This is a genomic window from Nocardia ninae NBRC 108245 (genome assembly GCF_007990755.1).
In the GTDB taxonomy this organism is placed as follows: Bacteria; Actinomycetota; Actinomycetes; order Mycobacteriales; family Mycobacteriaceae; genus Nocardia; species Nocardia ninae.
This window is the reverse complement of record NZ_BJXA01000048.1, coordinates 48,908-68,999: the sequence shown is the minus strand read 5'-3', so window position 1 is coordinate 68,999 and position 20,092 is coordinate 48,908. Positions and strand designations below refer to the sequence as shown.

Annotated in this window: 19 protein-coding genes and 1 tRNA gene; 12 read left to right on the top strand and 8 right to left on the bottom strand. The window is 66.7% G+C overall.

Going from position 1 to position 20,092, the window contains the following annotated elements:
- From sucB to NN4_RS28650, 6 genes are all read left to right on the top strand, one after another.
- Positions 1–786: 2-oxoglutarate dehydrogenase, E2 component, dihydrolipoamide succinyltransferase (gene sucB / locus NN4_RS28675; RefSeq protein ID WP_147138019.1), on the top strand; the 786-nt coding region annotated here is incomplete at its 5' end.
- 13 nt (positions 787–799) lie between these two features.
- Positions 800–1,708 (top strand): TIGR01777 family oxidoreductase, encoded by a 909-nt coding sequence (locus NN4_RS28670; protein WP_147138016.1) that lies wholly within the window; start codon positions 800–802, stop codon positions 1,706–1,708.
- Entirely contained in the window at positions 1,705–2,241 is a 537-nt protein-coding gene (locus NN4_RS28665; RefSeq protein WP_107655088.1) for a GNAT family N-acetyltransferase, read from the top strand. Before NN4_RS28670 ends, NN4_RS28665 begins: the two co-directional genes overlap by 4 nt.
- Positions 2,242–2,312: 71 nt before the next feature.
- Positions 2,313–3,044, top strand: a complete 732-nt coding sequence (gene lipB, locus NN4_RS28660; RefSeq protein ID WP_147138013.1) for a lipoyl(octanoyl) transferase LipB — start codon at positions 2,313–2,315, stop codon at positions 3,042–3,044.
- 24 nt (positions 3,045–3,068) lie between these two features.
- Positions 3,069–4,085, top strand: a complete 1,017-nt coding sequence (gene lipA, locus NN4_RS28655; protein WP_107655086.1) for a lipoyl synthase — start codon at positions 3,069–3,071, stop codon at positions 4,083–4,085.
- A 651-nt stretch (positions 4,086–4,736) separates the two neighbouring features.
- Positions 4,737–6,275: a serine hydrolase domain-containing protein gene (locus NN4_RS28650; protein WP_147138010.1), complete on the top strand. Its 1,539-nt coding sequence runs from the start codon at positions 4,737–4,739 to the stop codon at positions 6,273–6,275.
- 190 nt (positions 6,276–6,465) lie between these two features.
- On the opposite strand, the gene NN4_RS28645 is transcribed toward NN4_RS28650, so the two are convergent.
- A complete protein-coding gene (locus NN4_RS28645; RefSeq protein ID WP_147138007.1) occupies positions 6,466–7,788 on the bottom strand; it encodes an MFS transporter in 1,323 nt (440 codons plus the stop codon).
- Between the two features lie 152 nt (positions 7,789–7,940).
- Between NN4_RS28645 and NN4_RS28640 the strand changes: the two genes are divergently transcribed.
- Entirely contained in the window at positions 7,941–8,363 is a 423-nt protein-coding gene (locus NN4_RS28640; protein WP_246181139.1) for a RidA family protein, read from the top strand.
- Here the strand turns inward: NN4_RS28640 and NN4_RS28635 are convergent.
- Positions 8,352–8,870: a GNAT family N-acetyltransferase gene (locus NN4_RS28635; protein WP_147138004.1), complete on the bottom strand. Its 519-nt coding sequence runs from the start codon at positions 8,868–8,870 to the stop codon at positions 8,352–8,354. The two genes, NN4_RS28640 and NN4_RS28635, sit on opposite strands and share 12 nt — an antisense overlap.
- Before the next feature lie 409 nt (positions 8,871–9,279).
- Here NN4_RS28635 and NN4_RS28630 point away from each other — a divergent pair, with 409 nt between their 5' ends.
- Positions 9,280–11,478, top strand: a complete 2,199-nt coding sequence (locus tag NN4_RS28630) for an elongation factor G-like protein EF-G2 (protein WP_147138001.1) — start codon at positions 9,280–9,282, stop codon at positions 11,476–11,478.
- 61 nt (positions 11,479–11,539) lie between these two features.
- Here NN4_RS28630 and NN4_RS28625 read toward each other — a convergent pair whose 3' ends face one another.
- Positions 11,540–12,382, bottom strand: coding sequence for a tyrosine-protein phosphatase (locus NN4_RS28625; protein ID WP_222595191.1), 843 nt, complete (start codon positions 12,380–12,382; stop codon positions 11,540–11,542).
- A 263-nt stretch (positions 12,383–12,645) separates the two neighbouring features.
- Positions 12,646–12,716 (bottom strand) — tRNA-Arg (locus tag NN4_RS28620).
- 464 nt (positions 12,717–13,180) lie between these two features.
- On the opposite strand from NN4_RS28620, the gene guaD reads away from it, so the two are divergent.
- A complete protein-coding gene (gene guaD / locus NN4_RS28615) occupies positions 13,181–14,515 on the top strand; it encodes a guanine deaminase (RefSeq protein ID WP_147137994.1) in 1,335 nt (444 codons plus the stop codon).
- Between the two features lie 6 nt (positions 14,516–14,521).
- On the opposite strand, the gene NN4_RS28610 is transcribed toward guaD, so the two are convergent.
- Positions 14,522–14,755 carry a hypothetical protein gene (locus tag NN4_RS28610; RefSeq protein WP_246181138.1) on the bottom strand — a complete coding sequence of 78 codons (234 nt, stop codon included), beginning with the start codon at positions 14,753–14,755 and terminating at the stop codon, positions 14,522–14,524.
- Positions 14,756–14,845: 90 nt separating this feature from the next.
- Here NN4_RS28610 and NN4_RS28605 point away from each other — a divergent pair, with 90 nt between their 5' ends.
- Positions 14,846–15,370 (top strand): cupin domain-containing protein, encoded by a 525-nt coding sequence (locus NN4_RS28605; protein WP_147137991.1) that lies wholly within the window; start codon positions 14,846–14,848, stop codon positions 15,368–15,370.
- Between the two features lie 230 nt (positions 15,371–15,600).
- Here NN4_RS28605 and glnA read toward each other — a convergent pair whose 3' ends face one another.
- Positions 15,601–17,037: a type I glutamate--ammonia ligase gene (glnA, locus tag NN4_RS28600; RefSeq protein ID WP_107655077.1), complete on the bottom strand. Its 1,437-nt coding sequence runs from the start codon at positions 17,035–17,037 to the stop codon at positions 15,601–15,603.
- A gap of 251 nt (positions 17,038–17,288) precedes the next feature.
- Between glnA and NN4_RS28595 the strand changes: the two genes are divergently transcribed.
- A complete protein-coding gene (locus tag NN4_RS28595; protein WP_107655076.1) occupies positions 17,289–17,744 on the top strand; it encodes an RDD family protein in 456 nt (151 codons plus the stop codon).
- A 324-nt stretch (positions 17,745–18,068) separates the two neighbouring features.
- Positions 18,069–18,437 (top strand): YrdB family protein, encoded by a 369-nt coding sequence (locus tag NN4_RS28590; RefSeq protein ID WP_246181137.1) that lies wholly within the window; start codon positions 18,069–18,071, stop codon positions 18,435–18,437.
- A gap of 156 nt (positions 18,438–18,593) precedes the next feature.
- Here the strand turns inward: NN4_RS28590 and NN4_RS28585 are convergent, their stop codons facing one another.
- Both NN4_RS28585 and NN4_RS28580 read right to left on the bottom strand, forming a co-directional pair.
- A complete protein-coding gene (locus NN4_RS28585; protein ID WP_135235807.1) occupies positions 18,594–19,328 on the bottom strand; it encodes a DUF4191 domain-containing protein in 735 nt (244 codons plus the stop codon).
- Between the two features lie 77 nt (positions 19,329–19,405).
- Positions 19,406–19,855 carry a TY-Chap domain-containing protein gene (locus tag NN4_RS28580; protein ID WP_147137988.1) on the bottom strand — a complete coding sequence of 150 codons (450 nt, stop codon included), beginning with the start codon at positions 19,853–19,855 and terminating at the stop codon, positions 19,406–19,408.
- Positions 19,856–20,092: the final 237 nt, after the last annotated feature.

The following is a 20,092-nucleotide window of genomic DNA, read 5'->3' as shown; positions in this document are numbered from 1 at the left end:
CCGGCCGCCCCCGCCGCCAAGGCGAAGGCCGCCCCCGCGGCCGCCAGCCCGCAGCTGGCGCATCTGCGCGGCACCGTGCAGAAGGCGAACCGCATCCGGCAGATCACCGCGACCAAGACCCTGGAATCGCTGCGCACCACCGCGCAGCTGACCCAGGTGCACGAGGCCGACGTCACCAAGATCGCGACGCTGCGGGCCCAGGCCAAGGCGTCGTTCAAGGAGCGCGAGGGCGTCAACCTGACGTTCCTGCCGTTCTTCGCCAAGGCCGTCGTCGAGGCGCTCGGCGTGCACCCGAACGTCAACGCCAGCTATGACGAGTCCTCCAAGGAAGTCACCTACCACGCTGCGGTGCACCTGGGTATCGCCGTCGACACCCAGCAGGGCCTGCTCTCGCCGGTGATCCACAACGCGAGCGACCTGTCGCTGGCCGGCCTGGCACGCGCCATCGCCGACATCGCCAACCGCGCCCGCAACGGTGGGCTCAAGCCGGACGAGCTGTCCGGTGGCACGTTCACCATCACCAACATCGGCAGCCAGGGCGCCCTGTTCGACACCCCGATCCTGCTGCCGCCGCAGGCGGGCATGCTCGGCACGGGTGCGATCGTCAAGCGCCCGGTGGTGGTGAAGGACGACACCGGCAGCGAGTCCATCGGCGTCCGTTCGATGTGCTACCTGCCGCTCACCTACGACCACCGCCTGATCGACGGTGCGGACGCGGGTCGCTTCCTCACCACGATCCGGCACCGGCTCGAGGAAGCGGCGTTCGAGGCCGACCTCGGCCTCTGACCGTCGTGTACGCATGAAGGTCGTGATCGCCGGCTCGTCCGGGCTGATCGGGACAGCGCTCGTCGCGGCACTGCGCCGCGACGGGCACGAGGTCGCCCGCCTGGTACGCAGGCGGGCGGCGGGCCCGGACGAATTCGCCTGGGATCCGGTCCGCGCCGAACTGGACGAGCGGGCATTGCGCGGCGCCGACGCGGTGGTCAACCTGTGCGGCGCGAGCACCGGGCGCCGCCGCTGGAACGGCAGCTTCAAACAGGAGCTGCGCGACAGCCGGATCACCCCGACCGACGTGCTGGCCGCCGCGGTCGTCAAAGCGGGCGTGCCCGCGTTGCTCAATGCCAGCGGCGTGCACTTCTACGGCGGCGACACCGGCGACCGGGTGGTCGACGAAACCGCGCCCGCCGGTTCGGGTTTCCTCGCCACGCTGTGCCGTGATTGGGAGGCCGCGACGCGTCCGGCCGCCGACGCCGGCGTGCGCACGGTGCTGTTGCGCAGCGCCATCGTGTTGTCCAAGCACGGTGGTCTGCTCAGCATGTTGCACCCGCTGTACTTCCTCGGTCTCGGCGGGCGGCTCGGCAGCGGTCGTCAGTACACGCCGTGGATCTCGATGGCCGACGAGATCGGCGCGATCGTCTTCGCGCTACGTTCGGAGACCCTCGCCGGACCACTCAATGTCGTCGGACCCGCACCGGTGACCAACGCGGAGTTCAGCCGTGCGCTCGGCCGGTCCCTGCGCCGGCCCACCCCGCTGGTGGTGCCCGCGTTCGCGTTGCGCGCGCTCGTCGGCGAACTCGCGCAAGAGGCGATCCTGCGCGGACCGCGCGCAATACCCACGGCCCTCGAGGAGGCGGGCTACGAGTTCCAGCACCCCACCATCGGCGCCGCACTGGCCGCGACGGTGGGACAACCCGGAGACGATCGATGACCGACCAGCTCGACACCCGCCCCGCCACCCGCATCCGCGACGCGCACCGCGACGACCTGCCCGCGATCCTGGAGATCCACAACGCGAATATCGCGACCTCCACGGCGATCTGGGACCTGGAGCAGGTCGGTCTCGACGACCGCGTCGCCTGGTTCGAGGACCGCACCGCCGCAGGTCTGCCGATCCTCGTAGCGGAGATCGACGGTGTGGTCGCGGGGTACGCGAGCTACGGTCCGTGGCGGCCCAAAGCGGGTTACCGCTTCACCGTGGAGAACTCGGTGTACGTCGACGAACGCTTCCAGCGCCGTGGCATCGCCACCGCCCTGCTCACCGAGCTGATCGAGCGGGCACGGCAGACAGGTCACGTGCACGCGATCATCGCGGGCATCGAATCGGGCAACACCGGATCGATCCAGTTGCACGAACGCTTCGGCTTCCGCGTGATCGGCGAGTTCCCCGAAGTCGGTCACAAGTTCGGCCGCTGGATGGACCTCACCCTCATGCAGCTGACGCTGCCGGTCCACGCGCGCTGACTCACCCCCTGTGGCACGGTCCACAGGACACAGCTGGAATAGAACAACCCGCCCGGCGTACCGTCGAGCTCGTGAACGACACGCGCACCACGTGGTCCGCCCGATTCGATACGACCCCGATCGTGGTCGAGGATCTCGGACTGATCGACTACCACAGTGCCTGGGAGCTGCAGCGCACCATCGCTGCGGAACGGGCCGACGGCATCGGATCCGATCGCCTGCTGCTGCTGGAGCACCCCCCGGTCTACACCGCAGGCCGGCGCACCGAGGCCGAGGATCTGCCGATCGACGGCAGTCCGGTGGTGGAGGTGGACCGTGGCGGCAAGATCACCTGGCACGGACCGGGCCAGCTGGTCGGCTACCCGATCGTGCGGCTCGCCGAGCCGGTCGACGTCGTCCACTATGTGCGCCGTCTCGAGGAAGCACTCATCACCGTCTGCACCGACCTCGGCCTGACCTGTGGCCGCATCGAGGGTCGCTCCGGTGTCTGGCTGCCCGCCACCGACGTGTTCGCCGAACGCAAGATCGCCGCGATCGGCGTGCGCGTGCAGCGCGGCGTTGCCCTGCACGGCATCTCGCTCAACTGCAACTCCGCCATGGACGGCTTCCAGGCGATCATTCCGTGCGGCATCCGCGACGCCGGCGTCACCACGCTGTCCCGCGAGTTGAACCGCGAGGTGACGGTCGCCGAGGCGAAGCCGCTCGTCGCCGACGCCATCGCCCGCGCCCTCAACGGCGAACTGCCGGTAACCGCGCACGATATTGCGCGTGTCACACCGGCAGGTGGGGCCGCGAGCGCCTGATGCGGTAGGCGTAATGTCGATCTGGTGACCTCAGCTTCAGCACCGGCAGGACGCAAACTGCTACGCATCGAGGCGCGCAACGCGGAGACCCCGATCGAGCGCAAACCTCAATGGATCCGGACGAAGGCCAAGATGGGCCCGGAGTATTCCGAGCTCAAAGGCCTCGTGAAACGCGAGGGCTTGCACACGGTGTGTGAGGAGGCGGGCTGTCCCAACATCTTCGAATGCTGGGAAGACCGTGAGGCCACCTTCCTGATCGGCGGCGAACAGTGCACCCGGCGCTGCGACTTCTGCCAGATCGACACCGGCAAACCGGCCGCACTCGACCGGGACGAGCCGCGTAGGGTCGCCGAGAGCGTGCAGGCGATGGGCCTGCGCTACTCGACCATCACCGGCGTCGCCCGCGACGACCTGGACGACGGCGGCGCCTGGCTCTACGCCGAAACCGTGCGCGCCATCAAGCAGCTCAACCCGAACACCGGCGTCGAACTGCTCATCCCCGACTTCAACGCCGACCCCGATCAGCTGGCCGAGGTCTTCTCCTCGCGCCCGGAGGTGTTGGCGCACAACCTGGAGACGGTGCCGCGCATCTTCAAGCGCATCCGCCCCGCCTTCCGCTACGAGCGCTCCCTCTCGGTCCTGACCGCGGCGCGCGAGGCAGGCCTGGTCACCAAGTCCAACCTGATCCTCGGCATGGGCGAGACCCCAGAAGAGGTCACCCAGGCGATGCGCGACCTGCATGAGGCAGGCTGCGACATCCTCACCATCACCCAGTACCTGCGCCCCTCCCCCCGTCACCACCCGGTCGACCGCTGGGTGAAGCCGGAGGAGTTCGTGGAGCACTCCAAGATGGCCGAGGAGATCGGCTTCGCCGGCGTGATGGCCGGGCCGCTGGTCCGCTCGTCCTACCGCGCAGGTCGCCTCTACACGCAGGCCATGGCGCACCACGGTCGCGAGATCGCGCCGGAGATGGCGCATCTCGCCAAGGAAGGCACCGCCTCGCAGGAAGCGTCGGCCGTCCTGGCACGCTTCGGCAGCTGACCGCGACGTTCGCACCTAGGACCGGACGCATCCGGCTATCCGGTGCAAGCCGGTCCTCGGGTGCGGCACCAAGCGAGCCGGTCCTCCGGTGCGGCACCAAGCGAGCCGCTCCTCCGGTGCGGCACCAAGCGAGCCGCTCCTCCGGTGCGGCACCAAGCGAGCCGCTCCTCCGGTGCGGCACCAAGCGAGCCGCTCCTCCGGTGCGGCACCAAGCGAGCCGCTCCTCCGGTGCGGCACCAAGCGAGCCGCTCCTCCGGTGCGGCACCAAGCGAGCCGCTCCTCCGGTGCGGCACCAAGCGGGTCTGATCCCCGGTGCGCGACAGCGAAGTACGAAATCCAGGCTGACCCTGGTGTCGGTTTCCGCGGCAGTGGCTGCGCGCGTTTGATGTCCAACGGGACAAGGTCGCAGCATCGCCCGAGTAACTCCGCCACCGTGTCCCACTCCATGTGGAGCCGGACGGCGAGAGCGACACGGTGGCGGAGAAGTGCGAGTAGGCGCGTCGTCGTGTCCCGTTCGACGCGTGCTCGGATGGCGGCCGGGAGATGGTGGCTTGCGCTGTTGCTTGAGGGCGGTCGGCTCGCGCGGATCTTCGGACCCACCTGCTAGCTTCGCTGGTAGACGCATTCGCAACTATCGGGGGGACTCCGAATATGCTTGCTCGCAAGGCATTCGCTCGGCTCACGCGCGCCGGGACCGCTGCGCTAGCTGTGGTGGTGGTCGCCACCGTACTGGTCAGCTGCGAGTCCTATGACGAATGCGGGCCAGGCGACAGCTGTCCCCAAGCGTTTTCGACCGACGCCGCCGGCAAAATCGATGGAACTGTCCGGAAGTTCATGGATGCCGGCTTGATCCCGGGCGCGCTGGTCTCCGTGCACGACCCCGCGCGCGGCACGTACACCAAAGCGTATGGCGTCGCCGATCTCGCCACCGGGCGACCGATGACGGTCGATGATCACGTCCGAATCGGCAGTGTCACCAAGACTTTCACCGCCACCGCGGTGCTCCGCGCGGCCGACGACGGCAAACTCTCGCTCGACGACACACTCAGCAGATATGTTCCCGGCGTACCCAACGGCGACACCATCACCCTCCGGGACCTGCTCGGCATGCGGGGCGGCGTCTGGGATCTGATCGGCGACACCGACTTCGGCACCCAGCTCGTCGCGAAAACACCCAGTCCTTGGCACGACGGCGATCGACTGCGCGCGATCATCGACCACCCCGAGTCGGCGAAACCGCCTCGCAGCAACACCGAGTACTCCAACTCCGAGTTCTTCCTGCTCGGCCTGGTGTTGGAGAAGGTCACCGGCAGGCCGATACGAGAGGTCCTCAATGAAGTCGCGGCCGCGCACGGACTACGCGATACCACCTACCCCGCCGACGCCACCATCCCCGACCCCGCCAGCCGTGGCTACTCCTACTTCGACGACACCGCCACCGACGTCACCGCACGCAACACCCCCGAAATCTTCGGCGCGGCAGGCTCGATGGTGTCGACCATCGGCGACCTGACCCGCTACGCGCCCCTGCTCGCCCGCGGGGATCTGCTGAAGCCCGAAACATTGCAAGCCCGAATGCAATTCACAAGCGGCGGCTCTCTCGAGTACGGCCTCGGTGTGCAAGGCTTCGGCCCGTGGCGGGGCCATACCGGCGGCGTCCTCGGCTACACAACCCACTTCGGCCACCTCCCCGACCGCGGGATCACCGTCGCGGTGGTCGTCAACCAGTACACCATTCCCCCCACCCTCCTGCGGATCACCGCATCCTCTATTTGGGGCGCACTCGTCCGACAGCTCTACCCTGAGTCGCTACCCGGCAACACGCCTGCCCCCACCACCGCACCAGCCGAGCCCTCCCCGGCCGATCTGAGCGCGCAACTTCAACAGACTTTCGACCCCAAAATCCCAGTCTCCCAGAAGACTTTGCGCGCACTCGACGACGATAAGGACCCTGAGCTGCTCGCCCGTCTAGCCAACGGTTACGCCGATTACCCCATGACCTTCCAGGTGGACAAGCTCACCCAATTCGACAACCACACCCTTTTCGCCACCACCACGGCAACTTTCGCAGGCGGCCAACGCCCCATGGTCGTCCCCTTCACCGCCCGCGACAACACCTGGCGCTTGTCCACCGACTGGATTTGCGAAAGCCTCGTCGCCGTCTCCCAACCCTCCCCCGCCTGCACCTGACCGTTTCGCAAAGCTGACCGCATGACGCGCGTCCGGACGTTGCGCGGCACGGCCTGTCCGGACATGCCGCCACACACTCGATCCAACCGCCCAACAATTCCGACCGCAGAGTTTCGCGTGTCGGAAAACCCATCGTCCTGGCGGCAACAGGCTCGGCCGCCGCAGGGCTGAGGTTGCACCATGGCCCGAACTACCGCAATCCCTCCAGTGCCCGAGCGCGAGTGCGTTTCCACAGCACCAGCACGCCCACCGCCGAGCTGATCATGGCGACACCGACCACCCATAGCCCCGCGCGCTGGCTTCCGGTCCAATCGCGTAGTGCGCCAGTGATATACGGTGCGGCGAAGCCGCTGAAGTTGCCGATCGAGTTGATCAACGCGATACCGCCTGCCGCCGCGGCGCCGGTGAGGAAGGTGCTGGGCAGCGCCCAGAAGGTGGGCAGGGCGGCGAGTACGCCGACGGCGCATACGGTCACTGCGACCATGGCCGCCAACGGATTTCCGAGATACAGCGCGACGGGAATGGCGAGCCCGCCGAGCAGTGCGGGCAACGCGACATGCCAGGGGCGTTCCCCGGTCCGGTCGCCGTGCCTGCTCCACCACACCATGACGACGGCACCGATGACGTAGGGCACCGCGTTGATCAGACCACGCTCGACCACCGAATAGCTTGTGCCGTACTGCTGTTCGAAACCCTTGATGATCGTCGGCAGGAAGAACCCGAGCGCGTAGAGCCCGTACACGATCCCGCCGTATACGAGGGCGAGGCCGATCACCCGGGAATCGGTGAGCGCCTTGCGCACCGTCCATTGCTCCGCCTTCTCCACTTCGGCTTGCTCGGCGGCGAGTTCGGTACTGAGCCACTGACGTTCGGCTTTGGTCAGCCAACCGGCCTGCGCGGGGCTGTCGGTGAGGAAGAACCAGGTCGCCACCGCGAGGACGAGCGCGGGCAACCCTTCGACGAGGAACATGAACCGCCAGCCGCTGAGCCCGAACACGCCGTCGCCGTGTTCGATGATCAGACTGGACACGGTGGCGCCGAGCGCGGTGGACACCGGCACGGCGACCATGAACAGGGCGACGATCTTCGCGCGCTGGTTCTGCGGGAACCAATAGGTGAGGTAGAGCAGGATGCCCGGGAAGAATCCCGCTTCCGCCACACCGAGCACGAAACGCAGGATGTACAGCACCGTTTCGTTGGGCACGAACGCCATCGCCGTCGCGACGACACCCCAGCTGGCCAGGATTCGGGCGATCCAGCGCCGCGCACCGAACTTGTGCAGCGCCAGATTGCTGGGTACCTCCAGCACCAGATAGCCGATGAAGAAGATTCCGGAGGCCAGCCCGAACGCGGTCTCGGTGAGTCCTAGATCGGCCTTCATCCCGCTGGGCCCGGCGAACCCGATATTGACCCGGTCCAGATAGTTGACGAAATACAGCAGCCCGAGAAACGGCACCAGGCGGAGGGTGACCTTGCGCAGCGTCGCGCGGGGCACGTCGGGTGACACAACCATCCGCGCACTGTCACCCCGGAGACACCCGCGGGTCAAGCCCCCAACCGGGGGTGCTCGCCTGCCCAGGCCCGAGTTCGAGCCTATCCCTCCAAGCGCGTAAGTCATAGCCTGACTACATGATTCGAGCTGCTTCGGCGGTCTAAGCTGTGCTGGTGGCGAAGATCAACGAACGGCTCTCCGACATCCCCGGCGTCGCTCCCGGCTTCGGCTACGCGCACGCGGTGACCACGTCGAACGGGCTGGCGTTCGTATCCGGCCAGATCGCGGTCGACGCCGACGGCAACCTGGTCGGCGCGAACGACCTGGCCGCCCAAACCAGGCAGGCGCTGACCAACCTGCAGAACGTGCTGCACGCACTCGGCGCCGACTGGACCGACCTGGTCAAACTCACCTGGTTCGTCACCGACACCAGCGGGCTGCAAGATCTTCGCGACGTCCGCGACGAGTTCCTCCGGCCCGCGCTGGGCGACCAGCCCAACCCGGCCAGTTCCCTCGTCCAGGTGGCCGGACTGTTCCGCCCGGAGTTCCTCGTCGAGGTGGAGGCCGTGGTGGCGGTCGGCGAATCAGGGCGCTGAGCGCTCGACGACGCACCGCAGGTAGCAGTCGATCGGGCCGTCGTCCTCGCTCGTATGGCTGTACTCGAATCCAGCGCGCTGGGCCACCGCCGCCGACGCGTGATTCTCCGGGTCGACCCGGATGACCGCCTCGTCGGCGAGCCCGGACTCCGCGAGAAACCGGCACGCTAGTTCGACCGCACGCGTCGCAAACCCGCGTTTGCGCCAGTCCGGGTAGATGCCGTAGGCGAGATTTGCTTGCCGTTCGATCAGATACGGCTGCCGGGTATGCACATCCACCGTGCCGACCAGCGTCCCGCTCGCCACATCCAGCACCGCGAACGTCCGGCCTGCCGCGTTGTCCTGCCACCGCCGCACGCACCGATCGAAATGCCGCACAACGGTTTCCAGCGTGCCGCGCCCACCGTTGAGCCAGCGCGCCAGCTCGTCGTCCTCCCCCGCCAGATGCGCCTCGGCATCGGCGACCGTGATCGGCCGTAGTGCGATGACACCGTCGGAAATCAGCACGTAGCCATCGTGCGCAGGCAGAGCGGGGCGCGGCAAGTAGTTTTGCCGCAGGCGAGACCCCATCGGCTTGCCGGCGAGGTCGCATCGGCCCGCCGCACGGGATCGCACCGCCCCCGCCACGCAACGTCGCACCGGCCCGCCGAGCGAAGTCACACCCGCCCGGCGCACCGCCCACCGGACGAGATCGCACCAGCCCGCCGGCAAAGTCGCACCAGCCCGGCGAGCGAGATCGCACCGGCCCGCCGAGCAAGATCGCACCGACCTGCCGACCCGGAGTGCAGTCGCGAGCGACCCGGTACGGACCGGGCAGTCCGTCGCACCGGATCTCCCGATCCGCGCACGCGCGACGACTGCCGGTGGGAAGCTCGAAGGACCGCAGGTGTCGGGGCGCCAGGAAGCGAGACGCACAGTGGACAAGGCGAGTGGAGCCGCAGGGGGCAACGGCAGAGTAGTTACGGCCGAGCGGCCGGATCAAATTCGAAATGTGGTGCTGGCCGGGCACAGCGGGTCCGGGAAGACCACATTGGTCGAGGCGATGGCCTTGACCACGGGGATGGTGAATCGGGCGGGGCGGGTCGAGGACGGCACCTCCCTGTCGGACTACGACGAGATCGAACATCGACAGCACCGATCGGTGCAATTGTCGGTGGTGCCGCTGGCCTGGTCCGGCATGAAGATCAACCTGATCGACACACCCGGATACGCGGATTTCGTCGGGGAATTGCGTGCGGGCCTGCGCGCCGCCGACGCGGCACTGTTCGTCATCTCGGCTGCGGAGGGCGCGGAAGGCGTCAGCGGTGCGACCCGCGCGCTGTGGGAAGAATGCGCGGCGGTCGGCATGCCGCGCGCGATCGTGCTCTCCCACCTGGACACCGCGCGGGCCGACTTCGACGAGATGACCGAGACCTGCCGCACCGTGCTCGGCGGCGGCGCATCGGAAAACATTCTGCCCCTGCATCTTCCGGTGTACGGCCCGCGGAGCGCGGACGGCCACCGCCCGGTCACCGGGCTGATCGAGCTGCTGCCGAACTGCGTGGTCGACTACTCCTCCGGCGAGCGGGTGGAGACCGAGCCGACAGCGGAGCAGCTGCCGATGCTGGCGGAGGCGCGCAACCGGCTCATCGAGGGCATCATCGCCGAGAGCGAAGACGAAACCCTGATGGAGCGGTATCTGAGCGGCGAGGAGATCGACCTCGCGACGCTCGTCACCGACCTCGAGCGGGCGGTGGCCCGGGGCAGCTTCCATCCCGTCCTGTTCGGCGCGCCCGCCCCGGAAGGCGCCAAGCAGGGGCTCGGCACCGTCGAACTGCTCGACCTGATCACCGGCGGCTTCCCGACTCCGTCGGAACACATCGTCTCCGCCGTCACCGCCCTCGGCGGCAACACCCGGCGCCAACTCGACTGCGATCCGGACGGTGCGCTCGCGGCCGAGGTGATCCGCACCGCCTCCGACCCCTACGTCGGGCGGGTATCGCTGGTCCGCGTGTTCTCCGGCACACTGCGCGCCGACGACACTGTGCACGTCTGCGGCCACGGCTTGGAGGAACGCGGCCACGAGAGCCACGACGTCGACGAGCGGGTCGGCGCGATCTCCGCGCCGTTCGGCAAGGGGCAGCGCCCGCTCGGCCAGGCCATCGCCGGCGACATCGCCTACGTCACCAAACTCAGTCGTGCGGAGACCGGCGACACGCTTTCGGGCACCGACAAACCGCTGCTGATCGAACCGTGGCAGATGCCGGATCCCCTGCTGCCCATAGCAATTACCGCGCACAGCAAGGCCGACGAGGACAAACTCTCGCAAAGTTTGGCCCGGCTGGCCGCCGAGGATCCGGCCGTGCGGCTCGAACACAATGCGAACACTCATCAACTGGTGCTGTGGTGCCTCGGTGAGGCGCATCGCGATGTCGCGCTGGAGCGATTACGGACCAGGTTCGGCGTCCAGGTCGACGTGGTCGAGCATCGGGTCGCGTTGCGAGAAACATTCGCGGGCAAGGCAAGCGGGCGTGGCAGGCACGTGAAGCAGTCCGGTGGGCACGGGCAGTACGCGGTGTGCGAGATCGAGGTAGAGCCGCTGCCGGGTGGTTCCGGGATCGAGTTCGTGGATCGGGTGGTCGGCGGAGTTGTTCCGCGACAGTTCATTCCGTCGGTGGAGAAGGGCGTGCGCGCGCAGGCGGCGCGTGGCGTGGCCGCCGGGTATCCGCTGGTCGACGTACGAGTCACGCTATTCGACGGCAAGGCGCACTCGGTCGACTCCTCCGACGCCGCGTTCCAGACCGCAGGTGCGCTCGCGTTACGCGAGGCTGCTACCAGCGCCGGTGTGGCGCTGCTGGAGCCGATCGCCGACGTCTGGGTGCTGGTGGCCGACGACTATGTCGGCCCGGTGCTCAGCGATCTGTCCGGTCGCCGCGGCCGCGTCCTCGGAACCGAACCGCACGGCACCGGGCGTACCCGAATCCACGCCGAGGTACCGGAACTCGAACTCAGTCGATACGCCATCGATCTGCGCTCGCTCTCCCACGGCACCGGCGACTTCACCCGGTCCTACACGCGCCACGAAACGATGCCGAGCCAACTCGCCGCCGCGATGCGTGAGCAGGCGAAAAAGTAGTGCCGCAACGATATTCGGGCCCACCCACGGATAGTGGCTGGGCCAGAACATCTTTCGTCGACTAGGTAACCAGGTTCCTACGCAGTTTCAAGATGGTGCCGCCGTCCAGGCCGAGCCCCTGGGTCAGATACTTACCAAGATCGCCATAGTCCTGCCGCATCTTCTCGACCGCAGCATTCAGGTACGCGTCCCGGACTTCTTGCAGCGGGATCAGCAGATCGGGGTTCTGCATCAGCCCGGCCTGCTTCACCTGCTCGCGCAGCTTGGCGTCCGCGGCGGCGCGGTACTGGTTGGACAGCAGATAGTCTTGCCGTGCAGTACCTTCCGGCACACCGACCGCGCGAAGCAGCACGTACGTCAGCCAGCCGGTGCGGTCCTTACCCGCCGTGCAGTGGTACAGCGTGGCCTTGTCGGTGTTGGCCAGGTCCCTGATCGTCTGCCCGAACGCGGCACGGGACTCCTGGCGGCTGATGAACGGGGTGTACATGTTCAGCATGATCTGCTCGGCCTTGCCGTTGCCGAGTGCTTCCTCCTGCTTCTGCGGGTCGCGGGTCTGGATCACCGCCAGCATCTGCTGGAACAGCCCGGTGTCGTCGATCGGCCGCGCCACCTGCCGAGCGCCGGGAATCGGCTTGTCGGCACCGGCGAACTGCACCTCGCCCGGCGTGCGCAGATCGATCACGGTCTGCACCTGCAGGCTCGCCAGCTTCTGCACATCCGCGGCGGTGAGTTTCTCCAGCGAGTCGCCCCGAATGGCTTTGCCCGGCTTCACCTTCTCCCCGTCATAGGTCCGGTATCCGCCGATATCACGAACATTCACCGCGCCCTGCAGATCGATCCGTGCCGCGGCGACCATCGACTCCGCCTCGGGCTGCGCGGTGGCCAGCGGTGGAGCGGTCGTCATCGTCACGGCAAAGGTCGCCAGAGCGGCGGTAATCAAAGAAATAAATGAAACCTTCATGGCGCGGGACACTAGAACGTGTTTCACTCGCGTATCGGCGTTCGCCCGCATCCCGCCGCATCTGCCCCGCTCACCGGGACCCCCCTGGCAGTCAACGAGATTCGCGCTGGATTCTGCGCGAAATGCGCCTACCATCCGCACACGATTGCGCTGGTTCGGTGATCAATATGAGGTGCGAGTGCTCGATTACCTCGGGTTGAAAGGGGCCATGGAGGTGGGGCTCGAACCCACGACCGACCATTCGCAATGGGCGTTCTACCAACTGAACTACTCCATGACCCCTACGCAGGCTATGCCGAATCGAACTGCGCGACAATTTCTTTTCGAGCTCGCGCACAGCCGACGAGAAACCCGCGGGGAGCGAGGGCGGCACCGCGTTCGCACACGAACCTTCCGCGGCAGGACGGACCACCGCGCGTCGACCACCGCGCGTCGATCACCGCGCGTCGGCCGGTGCGCGCGAACCCGCCGCGCACGCACCGAACAGTCGGCAACTTCACCCAGCACGCGAGAACGCATTGCGCTGCAAGCCCTATTCGTTTACGCCGGTGGCAGGGGCGCCGTTGCGCACCTCCCTGTGCGACCCTCAACCCCAGCGGCGGGACGGACACCGGCGGCAGGGGCAAGGGCCGTTCCGCACGTGCCTGTGCGACCGACTCCAGCGGCAGGCGATCTCCTAGCCCGCGACACACCCGCGCCAAGGCGTTGGTCCGGACGGTTGCGGGTCGATAGCGTCGAGGCATGGCTGAAGACACCCTGCCTGCCGTTTATCGCAGCACCGTGCTGCACTTCCTACGGGATCCCGGGGCCGACGACGATCCTGACGCTTGGGAGTTGTTCGAGGATGGGGCGCTGGCGGTCGGCGCCGACGGCAGGGTGCGTTGGGCGGGTGACTGGTCGGCGTTGCCGGAGCAGCATCGTGGCGAAGTCGTCGATCATCGGGGCAAGCTGATCGTGCCGGGTTTCGTGGACACCCACATCCACTACAGCCAGTACGACATGATCGCGAGCTTCGGCGCGCAACTTCAAGATTGGCTGCAGGAGTACGTCTTTCCGACCGAGCGCAAGTTCGCGGATCCCGATTACGCCGACCGGACAGCGGGGCTGTTCCTCGATACGTTGCTGGCTTGCGGGACCACCACCGCCAGTGTGTATCCCACCGTGCATCCGGCCTCGGTGGACGCATTCTTCGCGCAGGCGCATCGGCGCGGCATGCGGATGACGTGCGGCAAAGTCCTCATGGACAAACAACCGGACGCGCCGGACTTCCTCTCCGATGCCGGTGTGCCGCAGGCCGAGGAGCGGACCCGGCAGTTGATCGCCCGCTGGCACCGCAAAGACCGGCTGACCTACGCGATCACCCCACGATTCGCACCGTCATCCTCGGACGAACAGCTGGCCATGGCCGGTCGGCTGTTGCACGAGTTCCCGGACGTGACGTTGCAAACCCATGCCGCAGAGAGTCGCCCGGAGACTGCGAGCGTGCTGGCTCGTTTCACCGATGCCCGCTCGTACCTGGATGTCTACGACCAGGTGGGCATGCTCGGCCCCCGATCAATCTTCGCCCACTGCGTGCACATAGACGACCAGGACCGCTCACGACTGGCCACCACCGGCGCCGCCATCGCCTTCTGCCCCACCTCGAACCTGTTCCTCGGCAGCGGCCTCTTCGACCTCGCCGCCGCGCGCGACGCGGGCGTCCGAGTGGGCCTCGGCACCGATTGCGGTGCCGGAACCAGCTATTCGATGCTGCGCACCCTCAACGAGGCCTACAAGGTGGTCATGCTGAAGGAATTAACCAAACCACCCCACCGCCGCACCACCCTGTCCGCCCTACGCGGCTTCTACCTCGCCACCCTCGGCGGCGCCGAAGCCTTGCACCTGGACAACCACATCGGCAATTTCCGCCCGGGCAAGGAAGCCGACTTCATCGTCCTCAACTGGACTGCCACCCCCACCCTCGCCCACCGCACCGCCCTCGCCCGTACCTTCCAAGAACGCCTGTTCGCCCAAATGATCCTCGGCGACGACCGCTCCATAGCAGCCACCTACCTCATGGGCCGCCGCGTCCCGTAGCCCCGCCTATATCGACTGGCCCAGCGCACTATCGAACAAATCCCTGGCACGTTGCCGTTCTGCTTCGCCAAGCGATCCATTGCGCCGTTCATGATCCGCGAGGTATTCGTCGAGCAACATCCCGCGAAGTTCGCGCTCGACCGCCCGCCGTCGGTTTGCCTGGGCGGCGCCTTCCGGCAGCGTCGGAATCATCCGCATGGCGGGACCTTCGCCGATCCGATGCTCGGCCTCTTCACTCACTGCTCGAGACTATCAATTGAATCCAATTCTCAACCGCTCCAGTGGAACTCGGCGATCGATCTGTCGGACCTACTGCGTAAGGTCGGCGCGGTGGAGAATCTCGATATCCCAGCGCTGGTGGCCGTGCTGCCCGGCGAGGGGGAAACCGTTCATATTCCGGGCTTCGGCGCCACGTACAAGCTCTACGGCCAGCACACCAATGGGGTGATGTCGATTGTGGAGCATCCGTTCGACGTCGGCACGATCACTCCGCCGCACATGCACAGCAGGGAGGACGAGTACTCGATTGTGCTGGAGGGGCGGATCGGGTTTCGCTCCGACGACACCGAGGTCGTTCTCGACGCCGGCGGGTACATCATCAAGCCGCGTGGCGAGATGCATGCCATGTGGAACGCGAGTGATGTGCCGGGTCGCATTATCGAGATCATCATTCCCGGTGGTTTCGAAACCTACTTCCGCGACCTCGCGGCGCTCATTGCCGACGCCACCGCCACGGACGAGTCGTTCACCGCGCTGGCCACCCGGTACGGATTGACCTACGGACACCCCGACTGGCTCGACGATGTCATCGAGCGCTACCACCTCAACCCGCTCGTCCCCCGCGGCTCGCGCTAGGGCGATCCCCGTCGCCGAAGCGAATCGGGTTCCGCCAGTCCCGCATCGGTGTCGATCAGTCCCCAGCCCCGCGCCACTCCGTCGAACAGCTGCGCGCCGCCGACCAACAATCGTGCGCCACGCCAGTCACATTGGCGCGCGGCCTGTTCCGCATGCCCCCGAAAAACGGGCATCGGCCCACCCGCGGATCGCGGATGGGCCGATGCCGAACGACTCGAAGTACGAACGACTTACACGTCGTAGTACAGCTCGAACTCGTAGGGGTGCGGGCGCAGGTTCACCGGGGCGATTTCCTGTTCACGCTTGATGCTGATCCAGGTCTCGATCAGGTCATCGGTGAAGACGTTGCCTTCGGTCAGGTAGTCGTGATCCTGCTCGAGGCGGTCGATGACCGTGGCGAGGCTGGTGGGGGCCTGCGGAATGTTCTTGGCCTCCTCCGGCGGGAGCTCGTAGAGGTCCTTGTCGACCGGGGCCAGCGGCTCGATCTTGTTCTTGATGCCGTCCAGGCCTGCCATCATCATGGCGGCGAAGGCCAGGTACGGGTTGCCCGAGGAGTCCGGCGCGCGGAACTCGATGCGCTTGGCCTTCGGGTTGTTGCCGGTGACCGGGATACGCACGGCGGCGGACCGGTTGCGCTGCGAGTACACCAGGTTGATCGGCGCCTCGTAGCCGGGAACCAGGCGGTGGTAGGAGTTCACGGTCGGGTTGGTGAACGCCAGCAGCGACGGCGCGTGGTGCAGGATGCCGCCGATGTAGTGCCGTGCCAGATCCGAGAGGCCGCCGTAGCCCGCCTCGTCGTGGAACAGCGGCTTGCCGTCCTTCCACAACGACTGGTGCACGTGCATGCCCGAGCCGTTGTCACCGAAGAGCGGCTTCGGCATGAACGTGACGGACTTGCCCTCCTGCCACGCGGTGTTCTTCACGATGTACTTGAACAGCTGCAGGTCGTCGGCCGCACCGAGCAGCGTGCCGAACTTGTAGTTGATCTCGGCCTGACCGGCGGTGCCGACCTCGTGGTGGCCGCGCTCGAGCTCGAAGCCCGCGTTCTGCAGGTTGGTCGAGATCTTGTCGCGCAGGTCGACGTAGTGGTCGTACGGCGCGACCGGGAAGTAACCACCCTTGTTGCGAACCTTGTAACCGAGGTTCGGGGAGCCGTCCAGGTTCGTCTTCACGCCGGTGTTCCAGGAACCGGAGATCGAGTCGATCTCGTAGAACGAGCTGTTCATCTGCGAGCCGTAGCGGATCGAGTCGAAGATGTAGAACTCGGCCTCGGCACCGAAGTACGCGGTGTCGGCGATACCGGTCGAGCGCAGGTACTCCTCGGCCTTACGCGCGATGTTGCGCGGGTCGCGGCTGTAGGCCTCGCGGGTGAACGGGTCGTGCACGAAGAAGTTGAGGTTCAGCGTCTTGGCGGCGCGGAACGGGTCCAGGCGCGCGGTGCTGAAGTCGGGCAGCAGCAGCATGTCCGACTCGTCGATCGACTGGAAGCCACGGACGGAGGAGCCGTCGAACGCTAGCCCTTCCTCTGCGAGGTCGGTCGTGAAGGCCTTCGCCGGGATCGAGAAGTGCTGCTGCACACCGGGAAGATCACTGAACCGGATGTCGACGTATTCGACTTCTTCGTCAGCGAGATATTTGATGACCTCGTCGGCCGTGCTGAACGTCACTTGTTCTCCTTACGGATCGGTTCCCAGCGAGTGTCGATTGCGTGGGTTCGTCGCGTCCAGACGGTATGGACGCGGTGTTTCCCGGCGGTCAAGTTCGTGTTTCGCCAGTGTTACACGTACGGCTGGCCGGGTGACTAGGCCCACCCGGGCTCGAACAGCATGCTAATCCTGCCATCCGCGCCGAGACGCGCTGACGTGAACTCCCCTTATGCGGTGCCGAGCGGCCGGTCGGTCCCGCATATTGTGGGGGCATGGCACGCATGACGGGATCGTGGCTCTCCGGCCCTTCGGAGGGCTCCGGCGATCAGGCAAACCCCGAGTTCCCTGGCGAACACCTCGGGCTGCCGAAGTCGGGTGCGGGTTCGCTGTCCGGGATGGCGCGTCGGATCGCGGCGCTGTTCGTGGACTGGTTGATCGCGCTCGGCATCGCGGCGCTGATCGTGCGCGGCAGTTCGGCGTCGAGCCTGACGCTGCTGATCTGGTTCGTCATCGGGGTGGCCGCGGTGACGATGTTCGGGTTCACGCCCGGTCAGTACTTTCTGCGGTTGCGGACCGTGCGGATAGACGCGCCGGTGACCGTGGGGTTTGTTCGCGCGCTGGCCAGGCAGGCGTTGCTCGTGTTCGTGGTGCCCGCGCTGTTCACCGATGCCGATGGTCGCGGTATGCACGATCGTGCGACCGGTACTGCGCTCGTCCACTCGCGCTGAGATCGCGCCGGGTTTGTATCTGCGACCGGACACGCTCTACCGGCCGACACCCTGCGGAACATTCGACGCTGACACGCTCTGACCCCCGTCGACATCTAGCGGCGAGTGAACGTGTAGCCGGCACCACCCCGCCGCCACCAGCGCAGGGTTCGAACCTGCGACCGGACACGCACTGTTGCCGACACCAGCGCAGAGTTCGGATCTGCGACTCGGCACGTACCCGGTGCCGACACCCAGCGCAGGTATTGAGCCTGCGACCGGCACATCAACCCAGCGCATGGTTTCGAACCGCCCGCCTGCGTCCGCGCCGGTTACGCTCCGGCGGTGTCACTCAATCCGGCGATGCTCGCGATCCGGTTTCTGCTCGAGCTCGTCGCCATCTCTTCCTTCGGTATTTACGGTTGGCGAGCCTTCGATTCGCCTTGGAAGTTTCTGCTGGTAGTGCTGTTGCCGCTGGCCGCGGCGGCGCTGTGGGGCACCTTCGCGGTACCGGGTGATCCGAGTCGCAGCGGCGAAGCGCCCGTTTCGGTGCCTGGTGCGGTGCGCCTGGCGATCGAACTCGTGGTCTTCTTCGGCGGTGCCGCAGCCCTGTGGGCGGCCGGTCTGCCCAGGTGGGCGCTCATCTTCGGCGGGGTTCTCGTCGTCTACCAAGTCCTCGCCTACGACCGCGTCACCTGGCTCGTCAAGGCTTGACCAAGATCAAGGGGAACTGATGCTGGCATCCGCCGAGTAGCGAACAGCATCAGTTCCCCTTGATCATGAAACAAGCGGCTCCGTCCGGGGGCGCCGCGCCCCAAGCATGCAAAAAGGCCCGCATCCGGACCGGATGCGGGCCTTTTGCGTACGAGCTCAGCGCCTGCGGATGGTGCGCTGCACGCCGCGCATCTTGGCACCGGCGGGCATCGGGCCCTTCGGCAGCGCCGGGCCGGTGCGCGAACTGAGGGCGGTCAGCCTGCCCTCGATGAGGTCCATGCGCTTGGTGTCGATGTTGCGGGGCAGCTTGGTCAGGTAGCGCTGCAGTTCCTTCAGCGGCACCTGACCCTCGTCGTTGCCGATGACGATGTCGTAGATCGGGGTGTCGCCGATCAGCCGGGCGGTGCGCTTCTTCTCCTGCGCCAGCAGCGATTTCACCCGCTGCGGGGAGCCCTCGGCGACCAGCACCACGCCGGGCAGCCCGATGACGCGGTGCACCGCGTCGAGCTGGGTGGTCGCGGCGATGCCGTTGGACACCCGCCACTTGCCCTGCAGGTTGTCCAGCACCCAGGCCGCGGCACCGGCTTGGCCCTCGGCCTTGCCGTAGACGCTCTTCTGCACCCGGCGGCCGAAGATGATGAACGCGGCCAGCGCGCCGAGCACCACGCCGAGCGGGACGAGGAACCAGGTCAGGCCGAAAATCAGGCCGATGACCAGGAAGACAGCGGTGATGCCGAGCAGCGCGCCGATCATCAACGGCAGCAGCAGCTTGTCATCCTTGCGCTGCATCTGGAACGCCTGCCAGAGCTGCTGCCTGCGCTCTTTCGACTGCTGCTTGCGGGCCGCTTTCGCCGCGGCCTTCGCTTCTTTGGTGGGCTTACCTGCTGCCATGCCACTCAGGATAGTGCCCACGTCGTGCGGGTTCTGCCACGCCTGCCTCGGCGGCGTCCATTACCGTCGCGCCGGCGTCAATTCCAACCGCGCCTGGCCATCGATCCGAGCACGGTGAGATCCAGATCACCGGACGCCTCGGTCCACCCCATCGCCCGTAATTCGACCGGTGTCGCCACGCCGAGCGCATCACGGAAGCCGATGGCGACCGAGCGGGCGAATTCGATCAGGCTGCGCGGGGAGATCGGCCAGAACATGGTCCTGGTCCAGTTGTCGACCTCGCGGCGCAGCATCGGTTCGTTCCAGCCCAGCTCGCGTAGTTCCTGTGCGGCGGCGTCCGGAATGGGCTCTGTCAGATAATGATCACCCGCCAGCTCGGCCGACAATTTGATGTCGTACTGCATGAATTGGACGTACCGATTTCCGGGCGCCGCAATGATCAACGTTGCCCGCGAAGGTAGCTCAGACAGACACAGCGCCAGTGCTTGCACGAACTGCTCCCAGTCCGCGGTCACCGGCTCGTTCATTCTTCCCCCGGGCGCTCGCACTGGCCCGATCATACGCCGCCCCGCCTGAGACACCACGTGAATCATGTTGTACCCCCTGATACTTCGCGACGTTCATAGCGGAAGCGAATGGCTCATTGTTCGCTGGTACGAGCCATTTCGATGCGACGGTTACGGTTTACGCGCCGCCGACTCGGACTCGGTCTCCGCTCTCGGCCGCGGCGCTTCCCGAGCTCGACCCTCGTCCGCGATAGCGGG

What these genes read in the sequence shown, in the direction of transcription:
- NN4_RS28580 (WP_147137988.1), bottom strand. Translation starts at nt 19,855, where the DNA reads ATGAACGAGCCGGTGACCGCGGACTGGGAGCAGTTCGTGCAAGCACTG.
- NN4_RS28645 (WP_147138007.1), bottom strand. Translation starts at nt 7,788, where the DNA reads ATGGTTGTGTCACCCGACGTGCCCCGCGCGACGCTGCGCAAGGTCACC.
- NN4_RS28595 (WP_107655076.1), top strand. Translation starts at nt 17,289, where the DNA reads ATGGCACGCATGACGGGATCGTGGCTCTCCGGCCCTTCGGAGGGCTCC.
- NN4_RS28650 (WP_147138010.1), top strand. Translation starts at nt 4,737, where the DNA reads ATGCTTGCTCGCAAGGCATTCGCTCGGCTCACGCGCGCCGGGACCGCT.
- NN4_RS28670 (WP_147138016.1), top strand. Translation starts at nt 800, where the DNA reads ATGAAGGTCGTGATCGCCGGCTCGTCCGGGCTGATCGGGACAGCGCTC.
- NN4_RS28625 (WP_222595191.1), bottom strand. Translation starts at nt 12,382, where the DNA reads ATGACGACCGCTCCACCGCTGGCCACCGCGCAGCCCGAGGCGGAGTCG.
- guaD (WP_147137994.1), top strand. Translation starts at nt 13,181, where the DNA reads ATGGCTGAAGACACCCTGCCTGCCGTTTATCGCAGCACCGTGCTGCAC.
- NN4_RS28665 (WP_107655088.1), top strand. Translation starts at nt 1,705, where the DNA reads ATGACCGACCAGCTCGACACCCGCCCCGCCACCCGCATCCGCGACGCG.
- NN4_RS28585 (WP_135235807.1), bottom strand. Translation starts at nt 19,328, where the DNA reads ATGGCAGCAGGTAAGCCCACCAAAGAAGCGAAGGCCGCGGCGAAAGCG.